Below are 24,449 nucleotides of genomic sequence, written 5' to 3'. Positions count from 1 at the left end.
CGGCGCAAGGGGATGAAATGGCCGATCAGGGCAATCGCTTCAGATGAACGGACTGGTGTTGATTGAAGTGTTATGATTCAGACGATGCTCCATATGCTGGGAGCCATTGATGTCTGGATTGCCATCGTCGCGTTCGATACTCGATCATTTTTCTGCGCTTCGTGATCACCGGGAGCAGTGGCGGGTTTTGTATCCGCTTCGCGAGGTCTTGCTTTTAGTGCTGTGCGCGACGCTTTCGGGGATGGAAGATTTTGTCGAGATCAGGCTGTGGGGACAGCACCGGCTCGATTTTCTGCGCCGTTTTCTGCCGTTTGCGCACGGGATACCAGCCCACGACACCCTTAATGATGTCATTAACGGGCTTGATCCCGAGCTGTTCAAAACCTGCTTTGCGACCTGGGTCGAGGCGCTGCGCGACGAGGCACCCGATATCATCGCGATTGACGGCAAGACGTCGCGGCGTAGTCACGCGAGGAGCAAAGGCCGCGCGCCGCTGCACATGGTTTCAGCCTGGGCGTCGCGCCAGCGGCTGGTGCTGGGCCAAGAAGCGGTAGACGCAAAATCCAACGAGATCACCGCGATCCCGTTGCTGCTCGAACGGCTGGAACTGACCGGTGCGCTCGTCACCATCGATGCGATCGGAACACAGGCCGCGATTGCCGAGACCATCGTGGCGCGCGGCGGAGATTATTTGCTCGCGCTGAAGGGCAACCGTCCGGCGCTGTTTGCCGATGTCGTGGCGTTCTTTGCCGATCCGCCCACCGATATGACCCTGTCGGCGCACACGACAACCGACGCCGATCATGGCCGCATCGAAGAACGCCGCCACAGCGTCTGTCACAACACACAATGGCTGTTTTCCGACCGTCGCTATCCTGATGAACCCCATTTTCCCCATCTCGCGATGATCGCCATGGTCGAAAACCATGTCGAACGGGAGGGCCGCAAAAGCACCGAACGGCGCTATTACCTCTCTTCTGTCAAACTCGATGCCCAAGCCTTCGCCGCCGCAGTCCGCGCCCATTGGGGCATCGAAAACCGGCTCCACTGGGTGCTCGACGTCGTCTTCCACGACGACCTCACAAGACTGCGAACCGGATCAGGACCCCAGAATATGGCGGTCGTCAAACACATCGCCATGAACCTGGTGCGAAATCCAAACGACAAACACAGCCTCAAAGTCCGCAGAAAACGAGCCAATCTCGACCCCGATTACCTCGAAACACTCGTCACTCAACAACAACCGTTAATCTGAAGCGATTCCCCTGATGGCCGATCGCGACCGGTTGCGTCGCTTCGGTCATGCGGCTATGCGCCGCGGCTCGAATTGGGGAAGGCAGTCATGGGCAGTTATTCGGCTTCGGCGCAGCATCTGGTCGATGAAATGCGGGTGGCGGCACTCGCCGAGCCCGCCCGCGGGCTCGCGTTTCAGGGCGCGCCCGGAGCCAACAGCGATCTGGCGGCGCGCGAATATGATCCCAATTCGCTGCCGCTGCCATGCTATGCCTTTCAGGATGCGATTGATGCCGTGCGCGACGGCCGCGTCGACCGCGCGATCATTCCGATCGAAAACAGCCTGCACGGCCGTGTCGCCGACATTCACTTCCTGCTTCCCGAATCCGGGCTGTCGATCGTCGGCGAGCATTTCCTGCCGATCCGCTATGGCTTGATGAGCCGCGATCTTGGCCCGGTGACGCGCGCAATGAGCCATGAACAGGCGCTGGGTCAATGCCGCCACTGGCTGCGCGCGAACAACATCGCGCCGGTCGCGCACAGCGACACCGCGGGCGCTGCGGCGTGGGTCGCCGACAGCGACGAGGTTGGACTTGCCGCGCTGGCGCCGCCGCATGCGGCGGAGCTTTACGGGCTGACGCTGCACGGCACGGGTATGGAGGATGCCGATCACAATATGACGCGCTTCGTCGTGCTGGCGCGCGAACCGCTTGCCTATTTTGGGGCGATCACCGGCCCGGTTATGACAACCTTCATGTTCGAGGTGAAGAATATCCCTGCCGCGCTCTACAAGGCGCTCGGCGGATTTGCGACCAATGGCGTCAACATGACCAAGCTGGAAAGCTATCAGACGGACGGCAGCTTTGCCGCGACTCAATTCTACGCCGATATCGTCGGCGCACCGGGGGACGAACGGATCGATCGCGCGCTCGAGGAACTCGACTTCCAGACCAAGTCACTGCGGCTGCTTGGTACCTATGCGCAGGCGCGCTTGCGCCCCTAAACCCCGCGGCGGCGGAGCATCCGGGCGGTCGCTGACGTCTGGACAATGAACAGCGTCACCAGGATGCTGGAAACGACCAGCGCGAACAGGTCGAACACCGAGAAATTGGTGCCGCCGATGTCGGCGCCGCCGATAATCGGCATCGCGACCGTCATCGCCATCAGCATCAACCGCAGCTCGGTCGGCCCGCCCGCCATATAAGACAGGCGAAACTCGCCGACGACCTTGGCGGCGATGAAAGTGTGGATCGACAGCAGGAAATATCCGATCACCGCCATCAGCGCGACGTCGAAGCGCATATAGGGGCTCATTCCGATCGCGCTGACCATGAGCAGCGTTGCGAGCGCATCGACACTATGATCGACGAAATAGCCATAATTCGGCCGTTCGATCTGGCGCCAACGCGCCAGACTGCCGTCGAGCGAATCGCCGAACCAGTTGATCACATAACCCGCGAGGCACAGCCCGAGCCATTCGCTGTCGAGCCAGCTGAGCATATAACCCGCCGCAACTATCACTGCCCCGAAAAAGCCGAGCACGGTCAGCTTGTCAGGGGTCACCCATTGCGGCAGCCGCGGGCAGATCCAGTTGAGGAGGCGGCGTTCGCTGCGCGCGAGAATATTCTGCTGAATACGGACCGGCGCCTGCGCGACGGGCTGAAACTTGCTCATGGAAATCCTTCGTTGCTGGCTGTCACATAATCGCCAGCCGAATGTCATCGGATCGTCATAGAGCGAAAGTCGCGTGGGTGAAAGGGTGGCGCGGTCGGCATGGCGTGCCGGGGCGTCGGTCAGTCCTGCCAGGGACCAATCTCTCCGACCTCGCCGATGCTGCGAAACCGGACCGCATCGTCAACCCACGCCACTTCCCACATCGGGGCGGGGCGCGCCCATTCGCCGATCACGAACAGTGGCAGGCGGTTCGCGGCGACAAAGGCGAGATCGCTGGCGCTGGGGCCGGGAACGGGCGTTTCGTAACGCGGGCGCAGTCGGACGACCGCGAGGGTGCCTTGCGGCGGCGCGGGCAGGGACTGGCGCGCCGGGAAACCGGTGCTGACAGCGATTATCGGGAAGCCTTTGTCGTCGCGCGCGATCAAGAGCACCTTGTCGGCGCTCGCGATCGGGCCGTTCACCGGGCGCCCGGCGACCTTGCGTCCCGCAATCGCGATATATTCACGCAGGTCGCTGTCGGCGATCGGCGCTACTGCCGCTATGGCGTTCCGCGCGGGCGCCGCGATGGGGTCGGCAGCGAGCGCCGCGACGAACAGCAGGGCCGCGATCAATGCGCTTCGCCCCAGCTTTTGCCGATGCCGATTTCAACTTCGAGCGGGACTGACAGCGTGAGCGCCGGTTCGGCGGCGCCCATCATCACGGCGCGAATAACCGCGCCAGCGGCTTCGGCCTTGTCGGTGGGGGCTTCGAACACCAGTTCATCATGCACCTGCAGCAGCATCTTGACGTCGGACAGGCCCGCATCGACGAGCGCCGCGGGCATCCGCGCCATCGCGCGTTTGATCAGGTCGGCGCTGGTCCCCTGGATCGGCGCGTTGATCGCGGCGCGCTCGCTGCCCGCGCGTTCGTTCTGGTTGGGCGCCTTGATGCGCGGGAACCAGGTTTTGCGGCCGAACAGCGTTTCGGTATAGCCCGTCGCGCGCGCGTGTTCGAGCGTGTCGGTGATATAGTCCGAAATGCCGGGGAACCGCTCGAAATAGCGCGCGATCAGCGCCTGCGCCTCGTCGGGGGTGATCTCGAGCCGCCCCGCCAGTCCCCAGCGCGAGATGCCATAGAGGATCGAGAAGTTGACCGTCTTCGCCTTGCCGCGCGTGTCGCGGTTGCTTTCGCCAAACAGCTCGATTGCGGTCGCGCTGTGGATGTCCTGTCCCTGCGCAAACGCTTCCTTGAGTTCGGGAACATCGGCCATATGCGCCGCGAGCCGCAGCTCGATCTGGCTATAGTCGGCGGCGATCAGGACATGGCCGGGCGCGGCGATGAAGGCGTCGCGGATCTGGCGGCCGGTCTCGGTGCGGATCGGAATGTTCTGGAGGTTCGGATCGGTCGACGACAACCGCCCGGTCTGCGCTCCGACGAGGCTGTAGCTGGTGTGGACGCGGCCCGTTGCCGGATTAATCTGTTGTTGCAGCGCATCGGTGTAGGTCGATTTCAGCTTCGCAAGCTGGCGCCATTCGAGAATCTTGCGCGCGATCGGCACCCCGTCGCGTTCGAGCCGTTCGAGTTCGTTCTGGTCGGTCGACCAGTCGCCCGACTTGCCCTTGCGGCCCCCTTTGAGGCCGAGTTTGTCGAACAGGATCTCGCCGAGTTGCTTGGGACTGCCGATCGCGAACGGCTGGCCCGCGAGAGCGTGGATTTCACCCTCGGTCCGTAGCATCTCGGTCGCGAATTCGCCCGACAGCTTGGCGAGATACTCGCGGTCGACCATGATCCCCGCGCGTTCCATCGTTTCGACGATGGCGGCGAGCGGGCGGTCGACCATCTCGTAAACGCGCGTCCCGCCCTCGATCGGCAGGCGCAGCTTGAGCAGCTTCCACAGCCGCAGCGCGACATCGGCATCCTCAGCGGCATATTCGGTCGCGCGGTCGAGTTGCACCTCGGCAAAGCTGATCTGCGACTTACCCGTCCCGCACATGTCCTTGAAGGTTAGGCAGGTGTGGTCAAGGTGGAGCTTGACGAGTTCGTCGAGACCGTGTTGGTGCTTGCCCGCGTCGAGCGCAAAGCTCATCACCAGCGTGTCGTCATAGGGCGCGATGGTAATGCCATGTTGCGCGAGCACGCCGATGTCATATTTCAGATTATGCCCCACCTTGAGCACCGCATCGTCGGCGAACAGGCCGCGTAGCCGGTCGAGCGCCGCGTCCAGGGCAATCTGCTCGGGCTTTTCGGCAAACATGTCGGTGCCGCCATGGCCGAGCGGGATGTAACAGGCTTTGCCCGGGGCAGTCGCGAGACTGACCCCGACCAGCCGTCCAGTGACGCTGTCGAGGCTGGCGGTTTCGGTATCGACCGCGACGAAATGCGCGGCCTTAGCGTCGGCGATCCAGCGGTCTAGGGCGTCAAGCGTCGTCACTGTTTCATAGAGCGACCGGTCGATCGCGGGCATCGGTGGCAGCGCCGGGGTCGATGCCCCGGCTTCCGGCGCGGCGGCGGCGACGGCTCCGGTACGCGGCAAGGTCGGCGGACCACCCGGCGTCGCGCCAAGGTCGAGCTTCGCCGACAGCGATCGAAAGCCATGTTCGTCGAGGAAGGTCTTGAGCGGAAGCGGCGGGATCGCGCCGAGCTTCAGGTCGTCGAGCGCATCGGGCAGCGGACAGTCGCGCTTCAGTTCGACCAGCACCCGCGACAATCGCGCCATGTCGGCATGTTCGATCAGATTGTCGCGCAGCTTTGACACCTTCATCGTCTCGGCGCCCGCGAGCGCCTTTTCCAGATCGCCATATTCGACGATCAGCTTGGTCGCGGTTTTCGGCCCGACCCCGCGCACGCCGGGGACATTGTCCACGCTGTCGCCCATCAGCGCGAGCACGTCGCCGACGAGGTCGGGGGTGACGCCGAACTTCTCGTTTACCGCGTCAATGCCCATCCGGACATTTTTCATCGTGTCGAGCATGTCGACGTGCGGGCCGTCCCCGGGCTCCCGGATCAGCTGCATCAGATCCTTGTCCGACGACACGATCGTGACATCCCACCCCGCGGCGACTGCGGCCTCGGTATAGCTGGCGATCAGGTCGTCGGCCTCAAACCCTTCGGTCTCGATGCACGGTAGCGAAAAGGCGCGCGTTGCGTCGCGGATCAGTGGGAATTGCGGGCGCAGATCTTCGGGCGGCTCGGGGCGGTTCGCCTTATACTGATCGTAGATGTCGTTGCGGAACGACTTGCTGCTGTGGTCGAGGATGACCGCCAGATGGGTCGGCCCGTCGGCATCGTGCAGATCCTTGGCGAGCTTCCACAGCATCGTCGTGTAGCCATAGACCGCGCCGACTGGCACCCCGTGCGGGTTGGTGAGCGGCGGCAGACGGTGATAGGCGCGGAAGATGTAGCTGGAGCCATCGACCAGATAGAGATGATTCTTCTCGGACATGGCGGCGGTGTAGCAGCGGTGATGCGGGCGGCCTAGTCTCGCGCCAGCGGTGGCAGGTCGAAATGCAGCACCTCTTCGCGTACGCCAAGCTTGGTGTAGAGCGCGACCGCAGGCGGATCGACATAATCGGCCTGGACGAACACCGCCCACGCGCCGGTTTCAGCGGCAATATGCTGTACCTCGGCGATCAGCGCGGTGGCGATGCCGCGGCGGCGGTGCGCTTTTGCGACAGCAAGGTCGTATAGATAGATTTCGCTGCGCGCAGCCTCAAGCTTGGGTAGATCGTAAGCGGTGAGGCCTCCGACGATAAGGCCGTCCTGCTCGGCGACGAGCAGGATGATCCCATCCTTGCCGAGCTGGCGCGCCAGCCAAGCGGCGTCGGGGCAGTCGTAGCGATAGGTCTCTCGATCGTCGAACGCTTCGCCGTAGAGCGCGTTGAGGCCGCGCATCGTTTCTACGTCATCGGGGCCGAGGCGGCGGACAGCGGGGGTCATGAATATTCGATCGTAAGCTTTCCTGCTGCCGCGACCGCTGCGGCTCTGGCCTCGTCGGTCGTGCCGCCTGCAATCCGGGCGAGCGTGACGCCCATGCGGCGATAGGGCCGGGTCACAGGTTTGCCGAATATGCGGGCATCGATCGCCGTTGCGGGGTTGGGAATGGCGAGGGCGTCGGCCAGATCCGTGATCGCGAAATTCGCTGCATCGCGATCGGCGAGCAGCACCGCGCTCGCGCTGGCATCGGGGACCGCGATCGCGGGAATCGGCAGGCCGAGGATGGCGCGGGCGTGAAGGTCGAATTCGGACAGCGATTGCGAAATGAGAGTCACCATGCCGGTGTCGTGCGGACGCGGGCTGAGTTCGGAAAAGATGACCGCGTCGCCCTTGACGAAAAACTCGACCCCGAAAATACCGTGGCCGCCGAGCGCATCGACGACTTTTGTCGCCATATCCTGCGCGCTCGCGAGCGCCGCGTCCGACATTGCGGCGGGCTGCCAGCTTTCGCGATAATCGCCGCGTTCCTGCCGGTGGCCGATCGGCGGGCAAAAGGTCACGCCATCCTTGTGGCGCACGGTCAGCAGCGTGATCTCATAATCGAAGTCGATAAACGCCTCGGCAATCACGCGCAGGCGGTCGCCGCGCATCCCGGCGGCGGCATAGTCCCACGCCGCGTTGATGCCGTCCGCGTCCTTGACGGTGCTCTGGCCTTTGCCCGACGACGACATCACCGGTTTGACGACCAGCGGTAAACCGATGCGCGCCGCGGCTGCATGCAGCGCTTCGCGCGTTTCGGCATATTCGAAGGTCGAGGTGTTGAGGCCGAGTTCGCTGGCGGCCAGGTCGCGGATCGCGTCCCGGTTCATCGTCAACTGCGCCGCGCGTGCCGACGGGACGACATGGAACCCGGCGGCCTCGACTTCGGCAAGCACTTCGGTGCGGATCGCCTCGACCTCGGGGACGATATGATCAGGCCGGTGCCTTTCGATTGTTGCGCGCAGCGCCACGCCGTCGAGCATCGAAAAGACCTCGTAGGCATCGGCAACCTGCATCGCCGGGGCGCCTTCATAGCTGTCGCAAGCGATGACGCGGCAGCCGAGCCGCTTCGCCGAAATGACAAACTCGCGACCGAGTTCGCCCGAACCGAGCAGCAGGATGGTGGCGGTGGGGGTCATAGTGGCCAGCTTTCGGTGTCATGATCGGGGTGTTGATGATTGCTCGCCTTAATCGTCGCGGCGGGTCCGGCCATCGTTTCTTCGGTCGTTCCTTCGCGCTGCACCGTCGACAGCGTGTCGAACCACGGCATCTGCCCTTCGATCCCGAACTGCATCTTTGGCGGAAATTGAGCGGGATCATCGAGTGATCCGGTGGTGATGTTCAGATGCTTGCTTGTCAGATAGTCATAGGTGAGCGGCGTGCCGCAGGTCGGGCAGAAACCGCGCTCGACCGGATCGGAGCTTTTGAAGATACCGGGCGTACCGCGCGTCCAGCGAAAGGCATCGCGTGGAACCCCGATCAGCGCCGCGAAAAAATTCCCCGCCGCCTTTTGGCACATCCGGCAGTGGCAGATGTGCGAGGTGTCGAGCACCGCGGTAACCTGATAGCGCACCGCGCCGCATTGGCAGCCGCCCGAGGCCTGAGTTTCGATCCTGTCCATGGGCGTTGTGCCTATCAAGGACGGGGTGGCATCACAACCGATGCGGTCATCAAATGTTGCGGGAACATGCTGCTTTGTCGCCCCCTAGCCGCACAGGCAGTGGCAGCTTATAGCCAGCGGGAGGGAAGAGGGAGAATTTCAAGATGCTGGATAATTTGCCGGAGTTATTGCTGCGACATCGCCGGATGGTGGGTATCGCGGCTATCGCGCTTGCCATTCTGACCTGGACCGTCGACCTGACCGGCCTCGTTTATGAATGCCCCTATTGCCGCAGCCAACGCACCGTCATCGGTCTGCTCGGACTGTTACTGATGCTACCCAATCCGGCGCACTGGCTGATGCGTTACCTTTCCGCAGTGTTCGCAGTGTTCGGCCTGTCGGTCGCTGCCACGCAGCATTTTCGCGGCTGGGGGCGCATCATGGGCGGCGAGTTCGAATGGGGCGAGCAATGGTATGTGAACGCGTGGATGCTGTCGGGCTTTGCCCTGTTCATTATCGTCGGCCTCCTGCTCCTGATCTGGAGCTGGCGGCCTGGTGAAGTCGCGGCGCCCTGACCGATAAGGCGGTCACTTCCACTCGAAGTTCAACTCTCTCTAACAAATTGAAAAACAACGAATAAATGATATTTTGTTCGAAATGACCAGTGGCAGTCCCCCAAAATACTACGCATTTGCAATCAAAAGAAAAATTCCCTTAATCGACGAAATCTCAAATCCGAATACATTCGGCTACGTCCGGGCCTGACGCTTCCATTGTCCACATGTTGGTCGCAGGCTGCTTAGCAATAACTACCGTCGGTGATAAGAACGCGCCGACCATTTCAACATTGCGATGTCTGCTTCGCGCCTGATTTGCTCAGACCGGATGCATGGGCTATTTCTGGACCGCCGACCCGCATCACCCCGCGCGCATTCATGTGTTTGAAGAGTGGGAAGGCGCCGAGGCGCTGGCGCTGCACTTTGCCGGCCCGCAATATCGCGGCATGCTCGGCCATGTCTCGCAATTCGGCCTGACCAATGCGGTTAGCCGGAAGTTTGCGGTCGCACGCGAGGGCCCCGTGTATAACACTGCGGGTCTCGCCAGCGCTGAGTTCGAACTGTCGCCCTGAGCGCGCGGCGCACCCCTTGATTACTCGACCACTCGATAGAGCCCTTGATGGATACTTGACTGTGGATCAGCGTCCGAGTGGTGCCCCGCTCTCACGGAAGCCATGGCATTGATTGCTATGCCTAAACTGGCGCATGCCGGGGGCCCGAACGGTGCCTATCGGGATCCCGGTCAGAACCGAATTTTACAAAAATTCCAATACAATAGATCGTTATAGAGGAAGGCTCAGCTCCAAGGTCGGTCCACACTTTGGTTTCAATCCATGCCCCGTGAGCGCATATCGCGCAAGCCGAGGTTGCGCGATGGACACCAGTTTGCGCGATTCCGGGTTAATTGCGCGATTTTTGGTTAATTGCGTATTGATTCCCTTAGTTGCGCGCAACTAAGGATAGCGCATTTGGTACGACGGATCAGCGTCCGAGTGGGACCCCGCTCTCACGGAAGCCATGGCATTGATTACTATGCCTAAACTGGCGCATGCGGGGGTACGGAACGGCGCCGATCGGAATCCCGGTTAAAACCTAATTTTTCCAATAATTCAAGGTAATAGCGTAAGAGAGGAGGGCTCCGCTCCAACGTCGGTCCACACTCTATCTTCAATCACAAGAATCCATTTGATCGAGCTCGAAATTCGTCTGCTTGCTGGATCAGAGGCAATGTTATAAAACCTCGGTAATGATGGATCAGTCTCCGAGGAAATATAACGCGGATGAGACGCAAGCTGAGCGGGCCCGTGGCCTGCTCGCGAAGCATGGCATGATGCGTATCAGCGAGCTCGTCGCTGAAGGTATAGCCGCAACCACTATGTCCCGCCTGCTTACCGACGGCGCTGTGCTTCGTCTGTCGCGCGGCCTCTACCAGCTTGCCGATGCAGAGATCGATACCAACCATGATCTTGCGGAGGCTGCGAAGCGGGTACCGAAGGGTGTGGTCTGCCTCACTTCCGCCCTCGCTTATCACGAACTTACAGATCAGATGCCGCGCAAGGTCTGGATGGCGATTGGACCCAAGGAGTGGACTCCCGTCGAGCATGGCCCGCGTCTCAGGATCGTGCGGATGTCGGACAGGCTGCTACAGTCAGACATCGAAACCCATATAATCGAGAACGTCAGCGTTTCGATGTTCACGATACCGCGTACGCTCGTCGATTGCTTTCGCCATAGAAAATCCGTCGGACTCAACGTTGCGGTCGAGGCGCTGCGCGAGGCGCTGCGGCAACGCAAAGCAACGCCGGCAGCTATTGCGGAATGTGCGCGTGAACGGGGTGCCTGGTCACTAATGGCCCCCTATCTCGAAACTCTCACGCTCGATGGCTGAAAAGCGCACCAATCTGGGCGCCTCGATTCGCGCGCAACTGCTCAACCAGGCTCGCGCCTCTGGTCAGCCATTCGATTTGATCCTCGTCCGCTTCGCGCTGGAGCGACTGCTATATCGGCTCAGCATCTCAGGGCACGCCGAGCGGTTCGTTCTCAAGGGAGCCATGCTTCTCACCACCTGGTTCGACGACCCTGCCCGGCCAACGCGTGATCTCGATCTGCTCGGATTTGGCGATCCGGACCCTGACGCGATGCAGGCCACGTTTCGCGATATTCTCTCCATCGAGGTCGACGATGGGATCCTGTTCAATCCCGACACTCTGCGCGTCGACCGCATTCGCGAAGCGCTCGACTATGGCGGCGTTCGCCTGCGTGCTGTCGCCGATGTTGGCGGCGCACGCGTACCCATTGCGATCGATGTCGGCTTCGGCGACGCGCTGGAACCCGGCGCCGAACTGCTCGACTATCCCACGCTGCTCGATCAGCCCGCACCCAAGCTGCGCGCGTACGCCCGCGAGACAGTGATCGCCGAGAAGTTTCAAGCGATGGTCGCGCTCGGCCGCGCGAACTCACGCATGAAGGATTTCTACGACATCTGGCTGCTGGCGACGACCTTTGCCTTCGAGGATGATCGGCTGGTTCGTGCGATCAAGGCGACGTTCGATCGTCGTGAGACGGCCATTCCAGCTCAGCTTCCGGACGCTCTCACATCCGATTTCGGCGCAGATCCCGCGAAGGTGCAGCAGTGGGAGGCTTTCAAGCGCGATCTTGGCGCAGATCTGTGGATCAGCGTTCAAGTGGGACCCCGCTCTCACGGAAGCCATAGCCTTGATTACTATACTTAAACTGGCGCATGCCGGGGTCCCGAACGGCGCCTATCGGGACCCCGGTCAAAACCGAATAATTACATCAATTCAAGACAATAGATCGTTCAGGACGAGGGCTCGGCTCCAACGTCGATCCACAAATTAAACGCGAAATGAGACCGTGACTTTTCTTCAAGCGACGAAGAAGCGACTTTGACATCATTGTCCTCCGTTAAATTCGGTGCGAATGTCTCCCATCCGCACTGGAACCGCAAAGCGGCTTACCGTGTAAGATACTCCAGATCGTAGGCGACCTGTTCGTGGGGATCTCCAATTCGAGATCGGACGGGGGCTCCCACACCTGGGGGGAGGCAAGAAAGCCCCCGTCCTCACGACCTGAACGATCTCGTCAGGCGTGTTTTCGCTGGCCCGGAAGCTGTTTGCTCAGCGCTGCCGAAACCGAGTTTTCGAGGCTGGATATGTCTTTCTGCTTCTTGGGCTTTCGCGACTCGCGGTTTCCTCTTTGATTCTTCTTTGCCATGTCGATTGCTCCGTTTACGAGTTTCATAAAAGGTCGTTGCTCTGTCTGCTGCACACCTGATCCGGAAGTTTATGTGCATCCGGATCAGGCTCATCCAAGCGGTTGCGGTGGCACGAGATTGGCTTTTCTATAGTTCATTGTCAGGTCCTCGAACGACCGTAGGTCAAGGGTTTGCCGAAAACATAGCAATCAAGGCTACGTTGATGGACGCGACAGAGAAAAAGATCAGTACTTTTAACCTCAACTTGAATTGGTTCGCTTCCTGAATTCGATCTGCAGAAGTTATCTTGTCCGGCGACTGCGGAATGGAGGTTGGCACAATCATCATCTCTTTCAATCCGAGCTGGCGTGACGATGCGGCCTGTCCCCGATCGCAAGCGATCAACGACCAGACTCTCTCGCGAAGCCGCCCAGAGTGCGTGATACTTAAAAAAGAAATCGCATCAGATGCGCTTCTTTCAACGAATATTGGATATTTTAAAATTCAAGCAGGCTGGATATTATCCGCGCTTCATTGCTTGAGAAATGGCCCCCAGTTCCCGAATTTCAAATCATCCGGGCGGGGCTGGCTAGAGCGTTAGCAGTTTTTCCGTGCTACGAAGCCAAATAGAACTGATTTCGGTTGCCATGGCTATAAGATAGAGCTCCAAAAATATTAATCAAGCATTGTCAGCCTTTTTGATCGAACCTTGAAACGAATTTTTCAGGAAAGGCGCGATTGATCCGTCATGGGGGTGGTCCATTCGGTCGCGTCGGGCAGGGATGCTGCGGGCGGGAAGCCAGTCTGTCTCTCGAGAAGACGACGAACGAGCGGTCGATCTGATCCCATGTGAAGCGCCGAGACGCGTTCGTTGATGAGTGCGTCGTCCTCAGTGAAGCGGCCATTGTGACGCAGATATTCCGTCCAGGTCGGACTGTGATAACGCTCGATCCATAACTCTGGGTCGGCAAGGTCGCGCAATAGGGACCATCGCCGAGCGCCATTTCTGCGCCTGATAACCTTGCGCTCGGCCATCACGCAGAGAAAGGCGACGATGTCCCTCTCCGCAATGCGATATTCGATGGTGATAATGACGGGCCCCGTGCGGCCTTGTACGGGCACTATCGTGGCCGGCTCGTTAAATGTCAGCAGGTCGAGGTTCATGTCTTCCGTTTCGGGAAGGTGGAACCAGCGCCCGAGCAGCGCGCAGCCGAGCTGCACTAATGCCGCGATCAGCAACGCCGCCTTAATGCCCGACTGCTGAGTGACATAGCCCCACAGCCATGCGCCGCCCGCCATGCCGCTGAAAGTCGCCATCTGATATAGCGACAAGGCACGTGCGACAACCCAGCGAGGCGCCCACATCTGGACCGTCGCGTTGAGAATTGAGACGATTAGCACCCAGCCAAGACCGCACAGCATCATAGCGGCCATCGTCAGGCCGATCGTGGTGCTAACGGCGGCAATCGCGATGCCAACGGCTGAGCTAATCAGCGCAAGGCGGACGATCCACTCGTTCGAATAGGTTATGCGCAGGCGGTGCGAACTGAAGGCTCCGGCGACTGCTCCGACGCCAAAGGCTCCGAGCAGAAGACCATAGATGGTTGGACCGCCGCTGATCAGGTCGCGCGCGATCAGGGGCATCAAAGCGGACACGGAACTTGCGCCGATGCCCGTCACCAACCCTCTCACAAGCGTGGAATTGATATTGGGGCTCATCGCGACATATCGGATACCCGACATGATCGCATGTCCGAGGCGCTCGCGCGGCAGGATAGGCTTCTCCTGCTCGGTTCGCCAACCGAGCAACACGCCGATAAGCCCGACATAACTGAGGGCGTTGACCGTGAACGCTGCCGCGGCGCTGGCTGCGGCGACGAGCAAACCACCGATCGCTGGCCCAACGCTGCGCGCCAAGTTGAAGCCCATGCTGTTCATCGCGACCGCCGAGGACACGTCCTCGCGCGGAACCATCGCGCCAACCGACGCCTGCCACGCCGGAGCATTCAGCGCGGCGCCGCACCCGATCAGGAAGGTGAAAAGCAACAAGGACCATGGCGTGATCAGATCAAGATAAGCGCAGACCGCCAATATCGTCGATATGGCGAACATGAATGTCTGAGCGACAAGCATAAGCTTGCGGCGGTCGAACGCGTCCGCGAGCGCACCAGCGACAAGCGCAAGCATTACGATCGGCAGCGTGATCGACGCTTGCACCAGCGTCACCATCTGTGCCGAAGCGCCAAGTGCGACCATCATCCAAGCGGCGCCGACCCCCTGGATCATCCCACCAAAACTAGAGACCAGAGTGGCGATCCACACCGAACGGAAAATTTCGTGCCGGAACGGGGCGAAAGCAGAGGGTGGTGCCTTGGAACTGAATTGCGGCGTATCGTTCATGATCGCTTTCGTATTGAGCCTCCCCGTCCCGGGCCGTCGCGAAATCAGCACAATATTGGCATGACGGGTTTGGCACCGGCGGTATAGCCCCCCGGCCTTGTTGGCGAGCCCAACTTGCATCCCCGGTAGGCGGATTGATTGACCGATCAGCTATTCGGGTGGCTTGATGCGCAGAACACCCCCGTGTCCTGCTGATCGCAATCGACCTCGCGCACGTCGTGCCGCTGCGATCCGGGATCTGGACGTGTAGCGCACTGGACGGCCCATTGGGATGTTTACCCTTGTCACCGACGGTTCACTTGATCCGGCGATCCTACAACGACTTAGCTTCACGATCATCTCCGTCTCGCTCGCCTTTGGTTGCTCGATGCCGCCGACCTGTCCATGGTAAAAGCGGCAGCACGTTTCACGCTGCCTCGACAGGATTGCTGGGGACTACGATCCCTCTCGTAATTGAAGGCGACCAACGATGCTTGACTCGCACGCGGCCGATGAACTTTTGCGCACACTGGTGCTCATTCTCGACCTTTGCGGTACATTCGCTTTTGCATTAAGCGGCGCGATGGCTGGCGTCAGGCGGAGGCTGGACATTTTCGGCATTCTTGTTCTGTCATTTGCAGCCGCTACCTCAGGCGGGATTGCCCGCGACTTGCTTATCGGCGCGGCGCCGCCCGCGGCGCTGCAGGATTGGCGCTATCTCGCGGTGTCGCTTGCGGCCGGACTGTTGTGCTTTTTCTGGTCCTCATTGATCGAGAGGCTGCGTAATCCCGTACGCATGCTCGATTCACTTGGACTGGCGCTGTTCGCAGTCGCGGGAGCCGAGAAAGCATTAGTTTTCGGATTGAGTCCGGTCATGGCGGCACTGCTCGGGATGCTGACCGGTATCGGCGGGGGTGTCGCACGCGACGTATTGCTTGCTGAAATACCGACCGTGCTTCGTTCCGATTTTTATGCCGTGGCGGCATTGGTGGGCGCCGCGGTGGTAGTAGGCGGCAACATGCTTCATTTTCCCATCGTCGCCACTGCACTCGCCGGGGGGCTGGCATGTTTCTGTCTACGAATGACGGCAATTCGGCGGGGATGGCAACTTCCGCTTGCAAGAGAAAGCCGTGAGCACCCCTTTTCAGAAAAGTGACCCGTCAACTCGGACTTTTTTACCGATCCCGAACTGTAATGAAGTGCGCCTCGGCGTTGGTGTGCGCCCGAGTATTATTTTGGCATCCACACCTGTTCATCGCGGACCATCTTCATGGAGCATGTCCAGCGCCTGAAGCAAGGGCTCTATCATTTCGGACTCGTCCTAGTGGAAGAGTCGACGGATTGGGGGCCGGCCTCAGGCTAAAATTCACGCGCCAGGACGTCGGACAGGTCGCTCGCCTGGAAGGGGAAGGTGGGCTCATCGGTTCCGACGACGCGCCTTGATCTGCTAGCCGGCAGGCGCGCCAACGATGCGTTGGCGACGATGGATCCGATTTGGTGCTCGTCGAAAATCGCCGCCCTTCGGAATACGCAGGGAAAAACAGGTTCCCCCAATTAAATCGGAGTATGGACGGAGTTCCTGACCGGCGAGATCGTTGGGTACATCGACACCGAAACCTTGGAGGAATTTCACCGGCGCGCTGATTTGGGCGGCTCGATCGACGAAATTGCACTTGGAGCAAACGAAGCCCCCAGTCGTCGCCGATCAGGATGAGGTGCTCAAAGTTCGGACACGCGCGTGGAAACGGAAAAACGCAAAGGTCATGTGCGAACGAAACTCGCGCCATTTGCACTCCGACGATATTCGCTGCTTAGGACATGCCGGTGCACGCACGGCGCGGGAAGGGGTCGCGGTCTTTCTGCCCCGTGCGGCCGATACACAATATTCGTTTCTGGTTAAAGAACCGTGCGGCCGGGTTATTCGAGACAGATCCGACACGCCTTGCTAGAGGATGTCATGACCTCGAAACACACTGGCTGGCCGGCCGAAATCGCGATTGATTTCGGGACCGCGAATGTACGCATGATCCACCGCGACGGTGGCGTCATATTTGACGAACCCTCGCTTTGTTGTCTCGCGGGACTGCGCGATCGGCCGCGGTTTGTTGCTGCGGGTGCGCCGGTTTATGCGATGACGGACAGAACGCCAGCGGGCATGCGCGTGCGGCGACCATTACGGCGCGGGGTTCTCCAGGATATCGAAGCCGCCACACATTTGCTTCGCTATGCGGCGTCGCAAGCGATCAAACGCCGTTCGTTTAGGTCCCCGCGCGTCATGATCGGCTTGCCCGCCGACGTGACACAAGCCGAACGAAACGCAATGCTGACGGCCGCGCAGGATGCGGGGCTCAACCCAGTTTGCTTCGTACCGGAACCGCTAGCTGCGGCGATCGGCGCGAACCTGGAGATCGAAGCACCGCAAGGAACGATCATCGTCGATTGCGGCGCAGGGACCACCGAGGTCGCCCTCTTGTCGCTAGGAGGGGTATGTCTCACGCGTTCGCTGCGCGGTGGCGGCGCTGAACTCGATGCTGCGATCATCGATTATCTTCACGTCGGTCATAAGCTGCTTGTCGGCCGCGGCACTGCCGAGCGCATCAAATATGCCATCGGCGAAGCTAGCTCGAGAGGCGGCGCAGCCGATCCTGTTGACGTCAAGGGACGGAGCCTCGTGTCGGGTTTGCCAACTGCCATCCGGATTGCGCCGATCGAGTTTGCCGAAGTGATCGAGCGACATGCGCAGCACATCGTCGATCTTATCCTTGAGGTGCTTGCTCAAACGCCGCCCGAGTTGAGCAAGGACCTTCTCGGTCAAGGCATTCTGCTTACCGGCGGCGGAGCGGCGACGCCGGCGCTTCGGGAGAAGATCGAAGCCGGAACCGGTCTCAGTGTGACGATCGCGAACGATTCGAGCCTATGCGTCGCCCGGGGCCTGTTTAGCCTTCTTCAAGGCGGGGACCCGGCGAACTGACTTCGGATGCGCGCTGGAGAAGTGCCCGGCCCTGCTTATCGGCTGCCGCACCGGCGACGGAGAAAATAGCTGAGAATCACGCCGCAGTTCCAACTAAGCAACCAGCTGTTGGTGACTCCGGGGAAGCTCGCGACTAGATAGAGACAGCCTACGATCGCAGGGATCAGTTGGCGATGAGGGCCACTGCAAGGATTGTCGTCGGGAGGCCAACCGCGACGATCATGGCAAAGATCAGCGTCCAGAGATTTTCACTGACGGACATTCTGAATACTCCTTATAATGGTGAGCCTACTGTGTGAGCGCAAATATAGCCGTACCCGCACCGCAGGTGGCGTCGAAGAGCTTGACGCGCGCCGCGGATTCTGCGGTCGTGCCGAGCTATGGCCAACGATTATTCACTCGACCGCATCGACCGAAAGATTCTGCGGCATCTCCAAGATGAGGCGCGACTCACCAACCAGGCGCTCGCTTCGCGCATTGCATTGTCGCCGAGCGCCTGCCTCGCGCGCGTGCGTCGGCTCGAAGCTCTCGGCATCATTCAGGGCTATCACGCTCGTCTTGACCCTTTTTGCGTCGATGTAGGCCTTGTCCTGTTCGTCGAGATCACGCTCGAGGGACGGGCGCCCGACGAGCAGGCACGTTTTGAAGGCGTGCTGTCGGCGACACCGGAAATCGTCGAGGCCTCGCATGTAAGCGGCCGTATCGACTATCTTCTGAAGATCGTCGTCCGCAATATGCAGCATTGGACCGAGCTTCGCGAAGCGCTGGTTGGCGGGGACTATGGAGTCGGCAGTGTGACGACCCATGTGCTCATGGACAAGCCGAAGGTCTTTAAAGGTTATCCGGTCGCCGAGCGACACGCGGACCGGTAGCGCGAACGGGTTGACCGCAACCAATCGCGCGCGGAATGGTAATCCCGCGATGACCCGTACCAGCGATCGAGGCGCATCGACGCTCGCCGTAGTTGCTGTTGTCGCGTGCGCCTGTCTGCAGATCCTAACTCCACTACTTCCCGAACTTGGCATGGGTCGCCCATCGGATCGCAGTCTGATTCGGTCCGCACGCTGCTAATGCCCGCGGGCTAGGCCTTTTCCATATGGGGCCCGCTCTATGCGGGCTCGATTGTGTTCGCGTTTTTTCAGCTCGTGCCCTCGCAGCGTGAAAATACTCTGCTCTCAACTCTCCGTTGGCCGGCCGCGGTTGCGTTTCTCGGCAATGCGTTTTGGGCGGCCTACACGCAGTTCTTCGGTCTTAGCGCCATTTCGGCCGTGATCATCTTGTGGACGCCGGCATGCCTGCTGGTAATCTGCCGCCAGATCTCATCGTGGAATTCGAAGCCCACACCGGCTGAAATCGGGGGTGTCGTTGTTCCGCTCAGCGTGCTTGCCGCGTGGCTGACCGCCGCATCGATCGTGAACATCAGCGCGAGCCTGCGCTTTCACGGTATTGAGGCCAGCGATGCCGCCGCTCCGCTGATCGGCGCAGCAGTGCTCCTTCTTGGCGGCGCGCTCGCGGCGTTCGCGGTCGCGCGCGGCAGAGGGAACCTCGCCTACGCCATAACCTTTCTGTGGGCTTTGGTCGCCATTATGCGGCCAATGGTCAGGCGGCGCCGGTTGGAGTCGCTGCAATCCTGGCCGCGATGCTGGTTTTGGGAGGGATATTTGCGGGCGGCCGCGATGCTGCGAGCCATCCCCGGACCTGATCAGCTCTCGCGCACGATGAGCATATCCCCCTCCAGTGTATCGAGAAGCTTGCGGTGGGTGCTGCCAACCAAGGCATCAAACAATGCTCCATGGCCGTTGCTGCCAACCACCGTGAGGTCGATGCAATGATCCTCGACATAGTCGGGCAGCAGCGCTTCGGGGGAACCAAATCGGGCGACCGTCTTGACCGCTTGCTTTAGAGGGTCGCGCTGAAATGTCCCACTCTGCAGAAGCTGGTTCAATTCCGCTTCTTTTAGTCCCGTCTCGTGCGAGAAGTCGCGATCGTCAATCAGGCTCGAGTAAGGATAATCAAAGGCATGGAAGAGAGTGAGCGCGGCCGCGGGGAAAAGAGCCGAGGCCACGCGCAAGGCCTCCAGCGACTCCTCCGACGCGTCGGTTGTTGCCAGCACCCGGGCATAGGCGCCGGCCGTTCGTTCGCGGACGACAAGAATGGGAATGCGGGTTTCCCGCACAAGCCGATCGACGGTACTACCCAAGAAGATGCGGCCCAGCGTCGCGTCATGGCCAAAGCCCGTCACGATCAAGTCGCATTGCTCGCGCTGCGCGATCGCGCTTATCGCAGATGCAGCTTCTCCCTCCGCGACGATCATCCGGATATTGGTCGCTTTTCCTCCCACATCGCGCGCAAGCCGCCAGCGCATGCGCTCGGTCGTATCGGCCTGACGGCGCCATTTGCGGGGGCGCTCGTCGAGCATATCGGTCGCCGTCGTTTCCGCAACCGTGACGGCGATCAGCTCCGCCGCCCACTGCTCTGCGAGCGCGAAGGCTCGATCGAGGGCGCGGTCGCTGCGGCAGCTGAGGTCCGTTGCTAGAAGGATTCTGCGGGGCGACGTTGATTCGGCGATCATTTGAGGACTCCAGTCAAGACGTCGCGGCCGGTCTAAAGGCGATTGTGCGAACCTCGCTTTCCGACCGCAAATCGTGATTCATGGTGCGCTGACCTCCTGCCGCACGCGCACGATCGTCAACTCGCGTTCATGACCTTCGCGGTCCGGCCACAAGATCGAGTGGCCCTCGCGGAGGCCGATCAATCCGGCGCCGACCGGCGTCAGGATCGAAATGCGGCCGTCGGAGATGTCAGCGTCCTTCGGAAAGACGAGTTTCACTGAGCGGGTCGAGCCATGGGCGTCATTGAACTCAACCGTCGCCCCCATGATGACAACGTCAGCCGGAATTCGCTCGCGACTGTAAAATTTCGCACGTGTCATCTCGTCGAGCAACATCGCGGACACCTGGGGCGACCGTTCGGCAGCCGCGAGCGCCAGATCGCCCAGCACATCGGCTTCACTGTCAATCATATGGATAGGAGGGCGTTTGGAATGTTTCATTTTTGTCATGTTTCTTACTTTCACGGGCGAGCGCGCGCACAAAGGGGCGCTCATAGAATATTCAGCGTGGCGAATTTTGAAAGGATGGCCCCCGGGTCAGGAGCGCAAAGCACATGTGACCGGGGGCAACTAGCCCGCGAGAAGCTGTCCACTTTCGGTTCGAAAACGGCATAGATGCTGTGCATGATGCATGGCGGTATGATGGGCCGCATCGAGTGTCGAGTCAACCGCGGCAGCCAAGGCCGGCCGACGCGGCGGGCCGCGGCGGCACCGCTTCCGGGTTGTGGGCCGCCGCAACTAGCCGTGTAGGGCAGCCCGGCTGCGGTCAGGGAAGGGCGGCGGTCACGATGATCTCGACGCGGTAGTCCGGCGTCGCGAGCATCACTTCGCCGGTGGCGCGGGCAGGAGCGTTGGCGCCGCCGATCCATTGGTCCCAGACCGCGTTCATCGCGCCGAAGTCTTCCATGTCGGCGAGCCAGATCGTCGCCGTCAGAATATGCGACTTGTCGGTCCCCGCCTCGGCGAGGAGGGTGTCGATCTTGTCGAGCACCGCATTCGTTTGCGCAGCCGTATCCTCGCCGGGCGCGCCGATCTGGCCGGCGAGATAGACAAGCCCGTTATGGATCACCGCCTGGCTCATGCGCGGCCCCGAATGAAGTCGTTCGATAGTCATAATATGCCTTTCCTCATGGTTTACATGTAGCGTTCGATGCCGAAACCGGCAGGGTCAATCGGCGGAGGCTCGCCGCCGATCAGCGATGCAACAAGGCGTCCCGACCCGCACGCCATCGTCCAGCCCAACGTCCCGTGTCCGGTGTTGAGAAATAGGTTCGCGACCGGCGTGGTACCAATGATCGGGGTGCTGTCGGGCGTCATTGGCCGAAATCCGCTCCAGAACTGCGATGGCGCGGCCATGTCGGCTCCCCCGGGGAACAGGTCGCCCAGCGAATGGCGCAGAGTCGCTTCGCGCTGGGCTGGCAGCCGGTCATCGAAGCCCGAGAGTTCGGCCATGCCCCCGACCCGGATTCGGTCGCCGAGCCGCGTGATCGCGATCTTGTAGCTTTCATCGAGCAGGGTCGACACCGGCGCGCGCGCGGCGTCGGCGACGGGCAGGGTGATCGAATAGCCCTTCACGGGATAGACCGGCAGCGAGAGCCCGGCCTGACGGAGGAGGGGCGGGGAGTGGCTGGCCAGCGCCACCAGATAGGCGTCGCCGCGGATCAATCCGGCAGCGGTCCGGACACTTTCAACGCGACCCGCGCGCATATCGAGCCCGGCGATAGGCGTGTCATAGCGCAGCTCAACCCCCATCGCGGGGAGGAGACCGGCAAGTTGGCGGGTGAACAGGTGACAATCGCCGGTCTCGTCGGCGGGGAGGCGAAGGCCACCGACGAAGCGGCCCTGCGCGGCGGAGAGACCGGGCTCGGCATCGACGCAGCCGTCGCGGCCGAGCAGTTCATACGCGACGCCGTAGCGCTGAAGCACCGCGATATCGTCCGCGCTGTCGTCGTACTGCTCCTGGGTCCGGAAAAGTTGGAGCGTGCCCAATGAGCGCTGGTCATAGTCGAGCGTTAGCCGTCCACGCAGCGCGATCAACTCGTCGCGGCTGTATTCAGCAAGCCGCACCATGCGACTCTTGTTGAGCGCATAGCGGGCGGGCGTGCAGTTTCGTAGCATAGCGAAGATCCACCGCAGCATCGCCATATCGATTCGGGGGCTCATAATCAGCGGCGCATGCTTCATGAACAGCCAGCGCATTGCCTTGACCGGAATGCCGGGCGCCGCCCAGGGCGACGCATAGCCGGGCGAAATTTCCCCGGCATTGGCGAAGCTCGTCTCGAGCGCGGGCCCCGGTTGCCGATCAACCAGCACGACCTCATGTCCTGCTTCGGCAAGATAAAATGCCGAGGTTACGCCGACCACACCTGCGCCGAGGACAATGATTCTCATGCCGCTGCTCGTTTGTGCACGGCTCGCATCCGGCCTTTCTCGATGACAAAGCGAGCATGTCGCAGTCCAAGTCCCGTCAGTATTTCATAAGTGATGGTGTTGGCATCGCGCGCGACATCCGCGAGCGATTGCGCGGGGCCGAGCAACTCCACGAAATCTCCTTCCGTCAAACGGTCTTCGCCGAGCGCGCTGATATCGATCGTGAGGCTGTCCATCGAAATGCGGCCGACAATGGGAAGTCGTACGCCCTTATGCCAGGCCGCACCTTTACCGCTGAGGCTCCGCGGCCAGCCATCGGCATAGCCCATCGCGATCGTCGCAAGCCACTGAGACGCTGGCGCAATATGCTCGAGACCATAGCCGACCCTGGTGCCTGCCTCGATGTTGCGGATCTGAAGGATCCGGGCTTCAAGGCGCACCACGGGCTGCAGGCTCATGGCCTCCGGCACGGGAGCGACGCCGAACAGCGCGACGCCAGCACGGACCAATTCGCGGTGGAAGGTGCTTGGGAGGAAGGCGCCCGCACTATTCGAGATCGACTTCGGCACGCCCGGGAAATGCGCGGCGATCGCCTCGAACCGGCGCAGCTGTTCGCTATTTACTCCGCGCGCGGGCTCGTCGCCGCAGGCGAGGTGGGTCATCAGAAGCTTGAGGTCGACCTCCTTTGCCAAAACGGGGTCGTTCGCAGCTTCCAGCGCCGCATCGTGAGATAAACCGAGGCGCGACATGCCGGTGTCGATCTGAAGCGCGGCGGGCAAGGGGCGCGCGGCAGATCGTGCGTGTGCTCGCCAGGCGGCGAGTTGCGAGGCCGAATTCAGGGCAGGAATGAAACCCGCATCGGCGCAGGCCGCCTCGCTTCCCGGGTCGAGGCCATTGAGGATGGTGATGTCGAAACCCGATCCTGCGATACGGCGAAGCTGCTCGGCCTCGCCCAACCGGGCGACGAAGAAGCTGCGGCAGCCGGAATGGAGAAGAGCGGCCGCCACCTCCGCTACGCCCAGGCCATATGCATTCGCCTTGATGACCGCTCCGCACTTTGCCGGCGCGACATGCTCAACGAGGCGAAGGTAGTTCGCCGCGATCGCATCGCAATCGATGATGAGGCGGCTCGAGTGGGGCGGCGCTGGCGATTCCAATTTGATCTCCCTCGCACTCGAGGATAACGCGTGTCATGCGCAATTTTTCGCCGAATCCACTAAGATTGGTGTTAAATTGGCGGTTTGGTGGCAGGATCTGCGATCAGATGGAGGAATCTTGTGCCAGCCTTGGATGCTCCCGATCGCCGTATCCTTAACAGTCTGCGACTGAATGCGCGGATCACGAACAGCGACCTCGCTGCAGAGGTCGGGCTTTCCCCCTCCGCATGCCTGCGCCGTGTGCGTCTCCTGGAACAGTCGGGGGTGATCCAGGGCTATACGACGATCGTCGCGGGGGGCTCGGCGGACGAAGGCATGGTGGCGATCGTGCAGGTGGAACTCGAGCGTCAGTCGGAGGAGTATCTGTTGCGGTTCGAGGCCGCGCTCCGCCGGCACGCGGAAATCCAGGAGTGGTTCCTGATGACCGGCGACGGCGATTATATTCTGCGTGTCAAGATCGGCGGCATCGATGATTATGGCGCCTTCCATCGCGACGTTCTGTCGCGATTGCCTGGCGTGGCGCGCATCACGTCGAGCTTCGCCATGCGCAGCCACCGCAGGATGTAATTGCGCGTCGGGGCCGTTGGAGGCGGCTGATTTGGCCCTTTCATGCCGTCATGCTATAAGACGGCATGATCTTTCGTATGTTTCTCCGTTTCCTTGCCCATGCTGGCAGCCTGCTGACGCGCGGGTTAGCCTCGGATCGCCGCCCCTCCGCCTGACGCGAGACGG

Annotated in this window: 24 protein-coding genes; 10 read left to right on the top strand and 14 right to left on the bottom strand. The window is 61.1% G+C overall.

What is annotated here, in order from left to right; all coding sequences use genetic code 11:
- Positions 1-109: 109 nt before the first annotated feature.
- On the top strand, positions 110-1,255 hold the full coding sequence (locus CDQ92_RS09860; protein ID WP_088441185.1) for an ISAs1 family transposase: 1,146 nt from the start codon (positions 110-112) through the stop codon (positions 1,253-1,255).
- 87 nt (positions 1,256-1,342) lie between these two features.
- Positions 1,343-2,236 carry a prephenate dehydratase gene (locus tag CDQ92_RS09855; protein WP_088441184.1) on the top strand — a complete coding sequence of 298 codons (894 nt, stop codon included), beginning with the start codon at positions 1,343-1,345 and terminating at the stop codon, positions 2,234-2,236.
- On the opposite strand, the gene CDQ92_RS09850 is transcribed toward CDQ92_RS09855, so the two are convergent.
- The 6 genes from CDQ92_RS09850 to CDQ92_RS09825 form a co-directional block, all read right to left on the bottom strand.
- The gene (locus tag CDQ92_RS09850; protein ID WP_088441183.1) at positions 2,233-2,907 is read right to left on the bottom strand and encodes a CDP-alcohol phosphatidyltransferase family protein; all 675 of its coding nucleotides are present in this window, start codon (positions 2,905-2,907) and stop codon (positions 2,233-2,235) included. The two genes, CDQ92_RS09855 and CDQ92_RS09850, sit on opposite strands and share 4 nt — an antisense overlap.
- Before the next feature lie 119 nt (positions 2,908-3,026).
- Positions 3,027-3,518: a hypothetical protein gene (locus CDQ92_RS09845; protein ID WP_088441182.1), complete on the bottom strand. Its 492-nt coding sequence runs from the start codon at positions 3,516-3,518 to the stop codon at positions 3,027-3,029.
- Positions 3,515-6,328 carry a DNA polymerase I gene (gene polA / locus CDQ92_RS09840; RefSeq protein WP_088441181.1) on the bottom strand — a complete coding sequence of 938 codons (2,814 nt, stop codon included), beginning with the start codon at positions 6,326-6,328 and terminating at the stop codon, positions 3,515-3,517. Before polA ends, CDQ92_RS09845 begins: the two co-directional genes overlap by 4 nt.
- A gap of 32 nt (positions 6,329-6,360) precedes the next feature.
- On the bottom strand, positions 6,361-6,822 hold the full coding sequence (locus CDQ92_RS09835; RefSeq protein ID WP_088441180.1) for an AAC(3)-I family aminoglycoside N-acetyltransferase: 462 nt from the start codon (positions 6,820-6,822) through the stop codon (positions 6,361-6,363).
- A complete protein-coding gene (gene purT / locus CDQ92_RS09830) occupies positions 6,819-7,997 on the bottom strand; it encodes a formate-dependent phosphoribosylglycinamide formyltransferase (protein WP_088441179.1) in 1,179 nt (392 codons plus the stop codon). Before purT ends, CDQ92_RS09835 begins: the two co-directional genes overlap by 4 nt.
- A complete protein-coding gene (locus CDQ92_RS09825; RefSeq protein WP_088441178.1) occupies positions 7,994-8,479 on the bottom strand; it encodes a GFA family protein in 486 nt (161 codons plus the stop codon). Before CDQ92_RS09825 ends, purT begins: the two co-directional genes overlap by 4 nt.
- Positions 8,480-8,622: 143 nt before the next feature.
- Here CDQ92_RS09825 and CDQ92_RS09820 point away from each other — a divergent pair, with 143 nt between their 5' ends.
- The 4 genes from CDQ92_RS09820 to CDQ92_RS09805 all read left to right on the top strand — a co-directional run bounded on the left by CDQ92_RS09820 (position 8,623) and on the right by CDQ92_RS09805 (position 11,747).
- Entirely contained in the window at positions 8,623-9,033 is a 411-nt protein-coding gene (locus tag CDQ92_RS09820) for a hypothetical protein (protein ID WP_088441177.1), read from the top strand.
- A 314-nt stretch (positions 9,034-9,347) separates the two neighbouring features.
- On the top strand, positions 9,348-9,587 hold the full coding sequence (locus CDQ92_RS09815) for a putative quinol monooxygenase (RefSeq protein WP_088441176.1): 240 nt from the start codon (positions 9,348-9,350) through the stop codon (positions 9,585-9,587).
- 674 nt (positions 9,588-10,261) lie between these two features.
- Positions 10,262-10,903, top strand: a complete 642-nt coding sequence (locus tag CDQ92_RS09810) for a type IV toxin-antitoxin system AbiEi family antitoxin domain-containing protein (protein ID WP_229667323.1) — start codon at positions 10,262-10,264, stop codon at positions 10,901-10,903.
- Complete coding sequence (locus CDQ92_RS09805) at positions 10,896-11,747, top strand: nucleotidyl transferase AbiEii/AbiGii toxin family protein (RefSeq protein ID WP_088441175.1); 852 nt, start codon at positions 10,896-10,898, stop codon at positions 11,745-11,747. Before CDQ92_RS09810 ends, CDQ92_RS09805 begins: the two co-directional genes overlap by 8 nt.
- A 370-nt stretch (positions 11,748-12,117) precedes the next feature.
- Here CDQ92_RS09805 and CDQ92_RS21815 read toward each other — a convergent pair whose 3' ends face one another.
- Positions 12,118-12,249 (bottom strand): hypothetical protein, encoded by a 132-nt coding sequence (locus CDQ92_RS21815; protein ID WP_268239155.1) that lies wholly within the window; start codon positions 12,247-12,249, stop codon positions 12,118-12,120.
- 703 nt (positions 12,250-12,952) lie between these two features.
- Positions 12,953-14,629 carry an MFS transporter gene (locus tag CDQ92_RS09800; protein WP_088441516.1) on the bottom strand — a complete coding sequence of 559 codons (1,677 nt, stop codon included), beginning with the start codon at positions 14,627-14,629 and terminating at the stop codon, positions 12,953-12,955.
- A 469-nt stretch (positions 14,630-15,098) separates the two neighbouring features.
- Here CDQ92_RS09800 and CDQ92_RS09795 point away from each other — a divergent pair, with 469 nt between their 5' ends.
- The 3 genes from CDQ92_RS09795 (at position 15,099) to CDQ92_RS09785 (ending at position 18,451) form a co-directional block, all read left to right on the top strand.
- On the top strand, positions 15,099-15,764 hold the full coding sequence (locus CDQ92_RS09795) for a trimeric intracellular cation channel family protein (RefSeq protein ID WP_188682343.1): 666 nt from the start codon (positions 15,099-15,101) through the stop codon (positions 15,762-15,764).
- Between the two features lie 801 nt (positions 15,765-16,565).
- Complete coding sequence (mreB, locus tag CDQ92_RS09790) at positions 16,566-17,579, top strand: rod shape-determining protein (RefSeq protein WP_088441174.1); 1,014 nt, start codon at positions 16,566-16,568, stop codon at positions 17,577-17,579.
- Positions 17,580-17,959: 380 nt separating this feature from the next.
- Positions 17,960-18,451 carry an Lrp/AsnC family transcriptional regulator gene (locus CDQ92_RS09785; RefSeq protein WP_088441173.1) on the top strand — a complete coding sequence of 164 codons (492 nt, stop codon included), beginning with the start codon at positions 17,960-17,962 and terminating at the stop codon, positions 18,449-18,451.
- 359 nt (positions 18,452-18,810) lie between these two features.
- On the opposite strand, the gene CDQ92_RS09780 is transcribed toward CDQ92_RS09785, so the two are convergent.
- From CDQ92_RS09780 to alr, 6 genes are all read right to left on the bottom strand, one after another.
- Entirely contained in the window at positions 18,811-18,999 is a 189-nt protein-coding gene (locus tag CDQ92_RS09780) for a hypothetical protein (protein WP_088441172.1), read from the bottom strand.
- Between the two features lie 282 nt (positions 19,000-19,281).
- A complete protein-coding gene (locus CDQ92_RS09775; RefSeq protein WP_088441171.1) occupies positions 19,282-20,151 on the bottom strand; it encodes a universal stress protein in 870 nt (289 codons plus the stop codon).
- Positions 20,152-20,229: 78 nt separating this feature from the next.
- Positions 20,230-20,631: a nucleoside diphosphate kinase regulator gene (gene rnk / locus CDQ92_RS09770; protein ID WP_308423612.1), complete on the bottom strand. Its 402-nt coding sequence runs from the start codon at positions 20,629-20,631 to the stop codon at positions 20,230-20,232.
- 325 nt (positions 20,632-20,956) lie between these two features.
- Positions 20,957-21,304, bottom strand: coding sequence for a RidA family protein (locus CDQ92_RS09765; protein WP_088441169.1), 348 nt, complete (start codon positions 21,302-21,304; stop codon positions 20,957-20,959).
- A 20-nt stretch (positions 21,305-21,324) separates the two neighbouring features.
- Entirely contained in the window at positions 21,325-22,581 is a 1,257-nt protein-coding gene (locus CDQ92_RS09760; RefSeq protein WP_088441168.1) for a D-amino acid dehydrogenase, read from the bottom strand.
- Complete coding sequence (alr, locus tag CDQ92_RS09755) at positions 22,578-23,717, bottom strand: alanine racemase (protein ID WP_088441167.1); 1,140 nt, start codon at positions 23,715-23,717, stop codon at positions 22,578-22,580. The genes CDQ92_RS09760 and alr overlap by 4 nt, the downstream gene beginning before the upstream one ends.
- Before the next feature lie 120 nt (positions 23,718-23,837).
- Here alr and CDQ92_RS09750 point away from each other — a divergent pair, with 120 nt between their 5' ends.
- Positions 23,838-24,284: an Lrp/AsnC family transcriptional regulator gene (locus CDQ92_RS09750; protein ID WP_088441166.1), complete on the top strand. Its 447-nt coding sequence runs from the start codon at positions 23,838-23,840 to the stop codon at positions 24,282-24,284.
- Positions 24,285-24,449 lie beyond the last annotated feature (165 nt).

It is taken from the genome of Sphingopyxis bauzanensis, assembly GCF_002205675.1.
Lineage (GTDB): Bacteria > Pseudomonadota > Alphaproteobacteria > Sphingomonadales > Sphingomonadaceae > Sphingopyxis > Sphingopyxis bauzanensis.
This window is presented reverse-complemented; position numbering and strand designations above follow the sequence as displayed.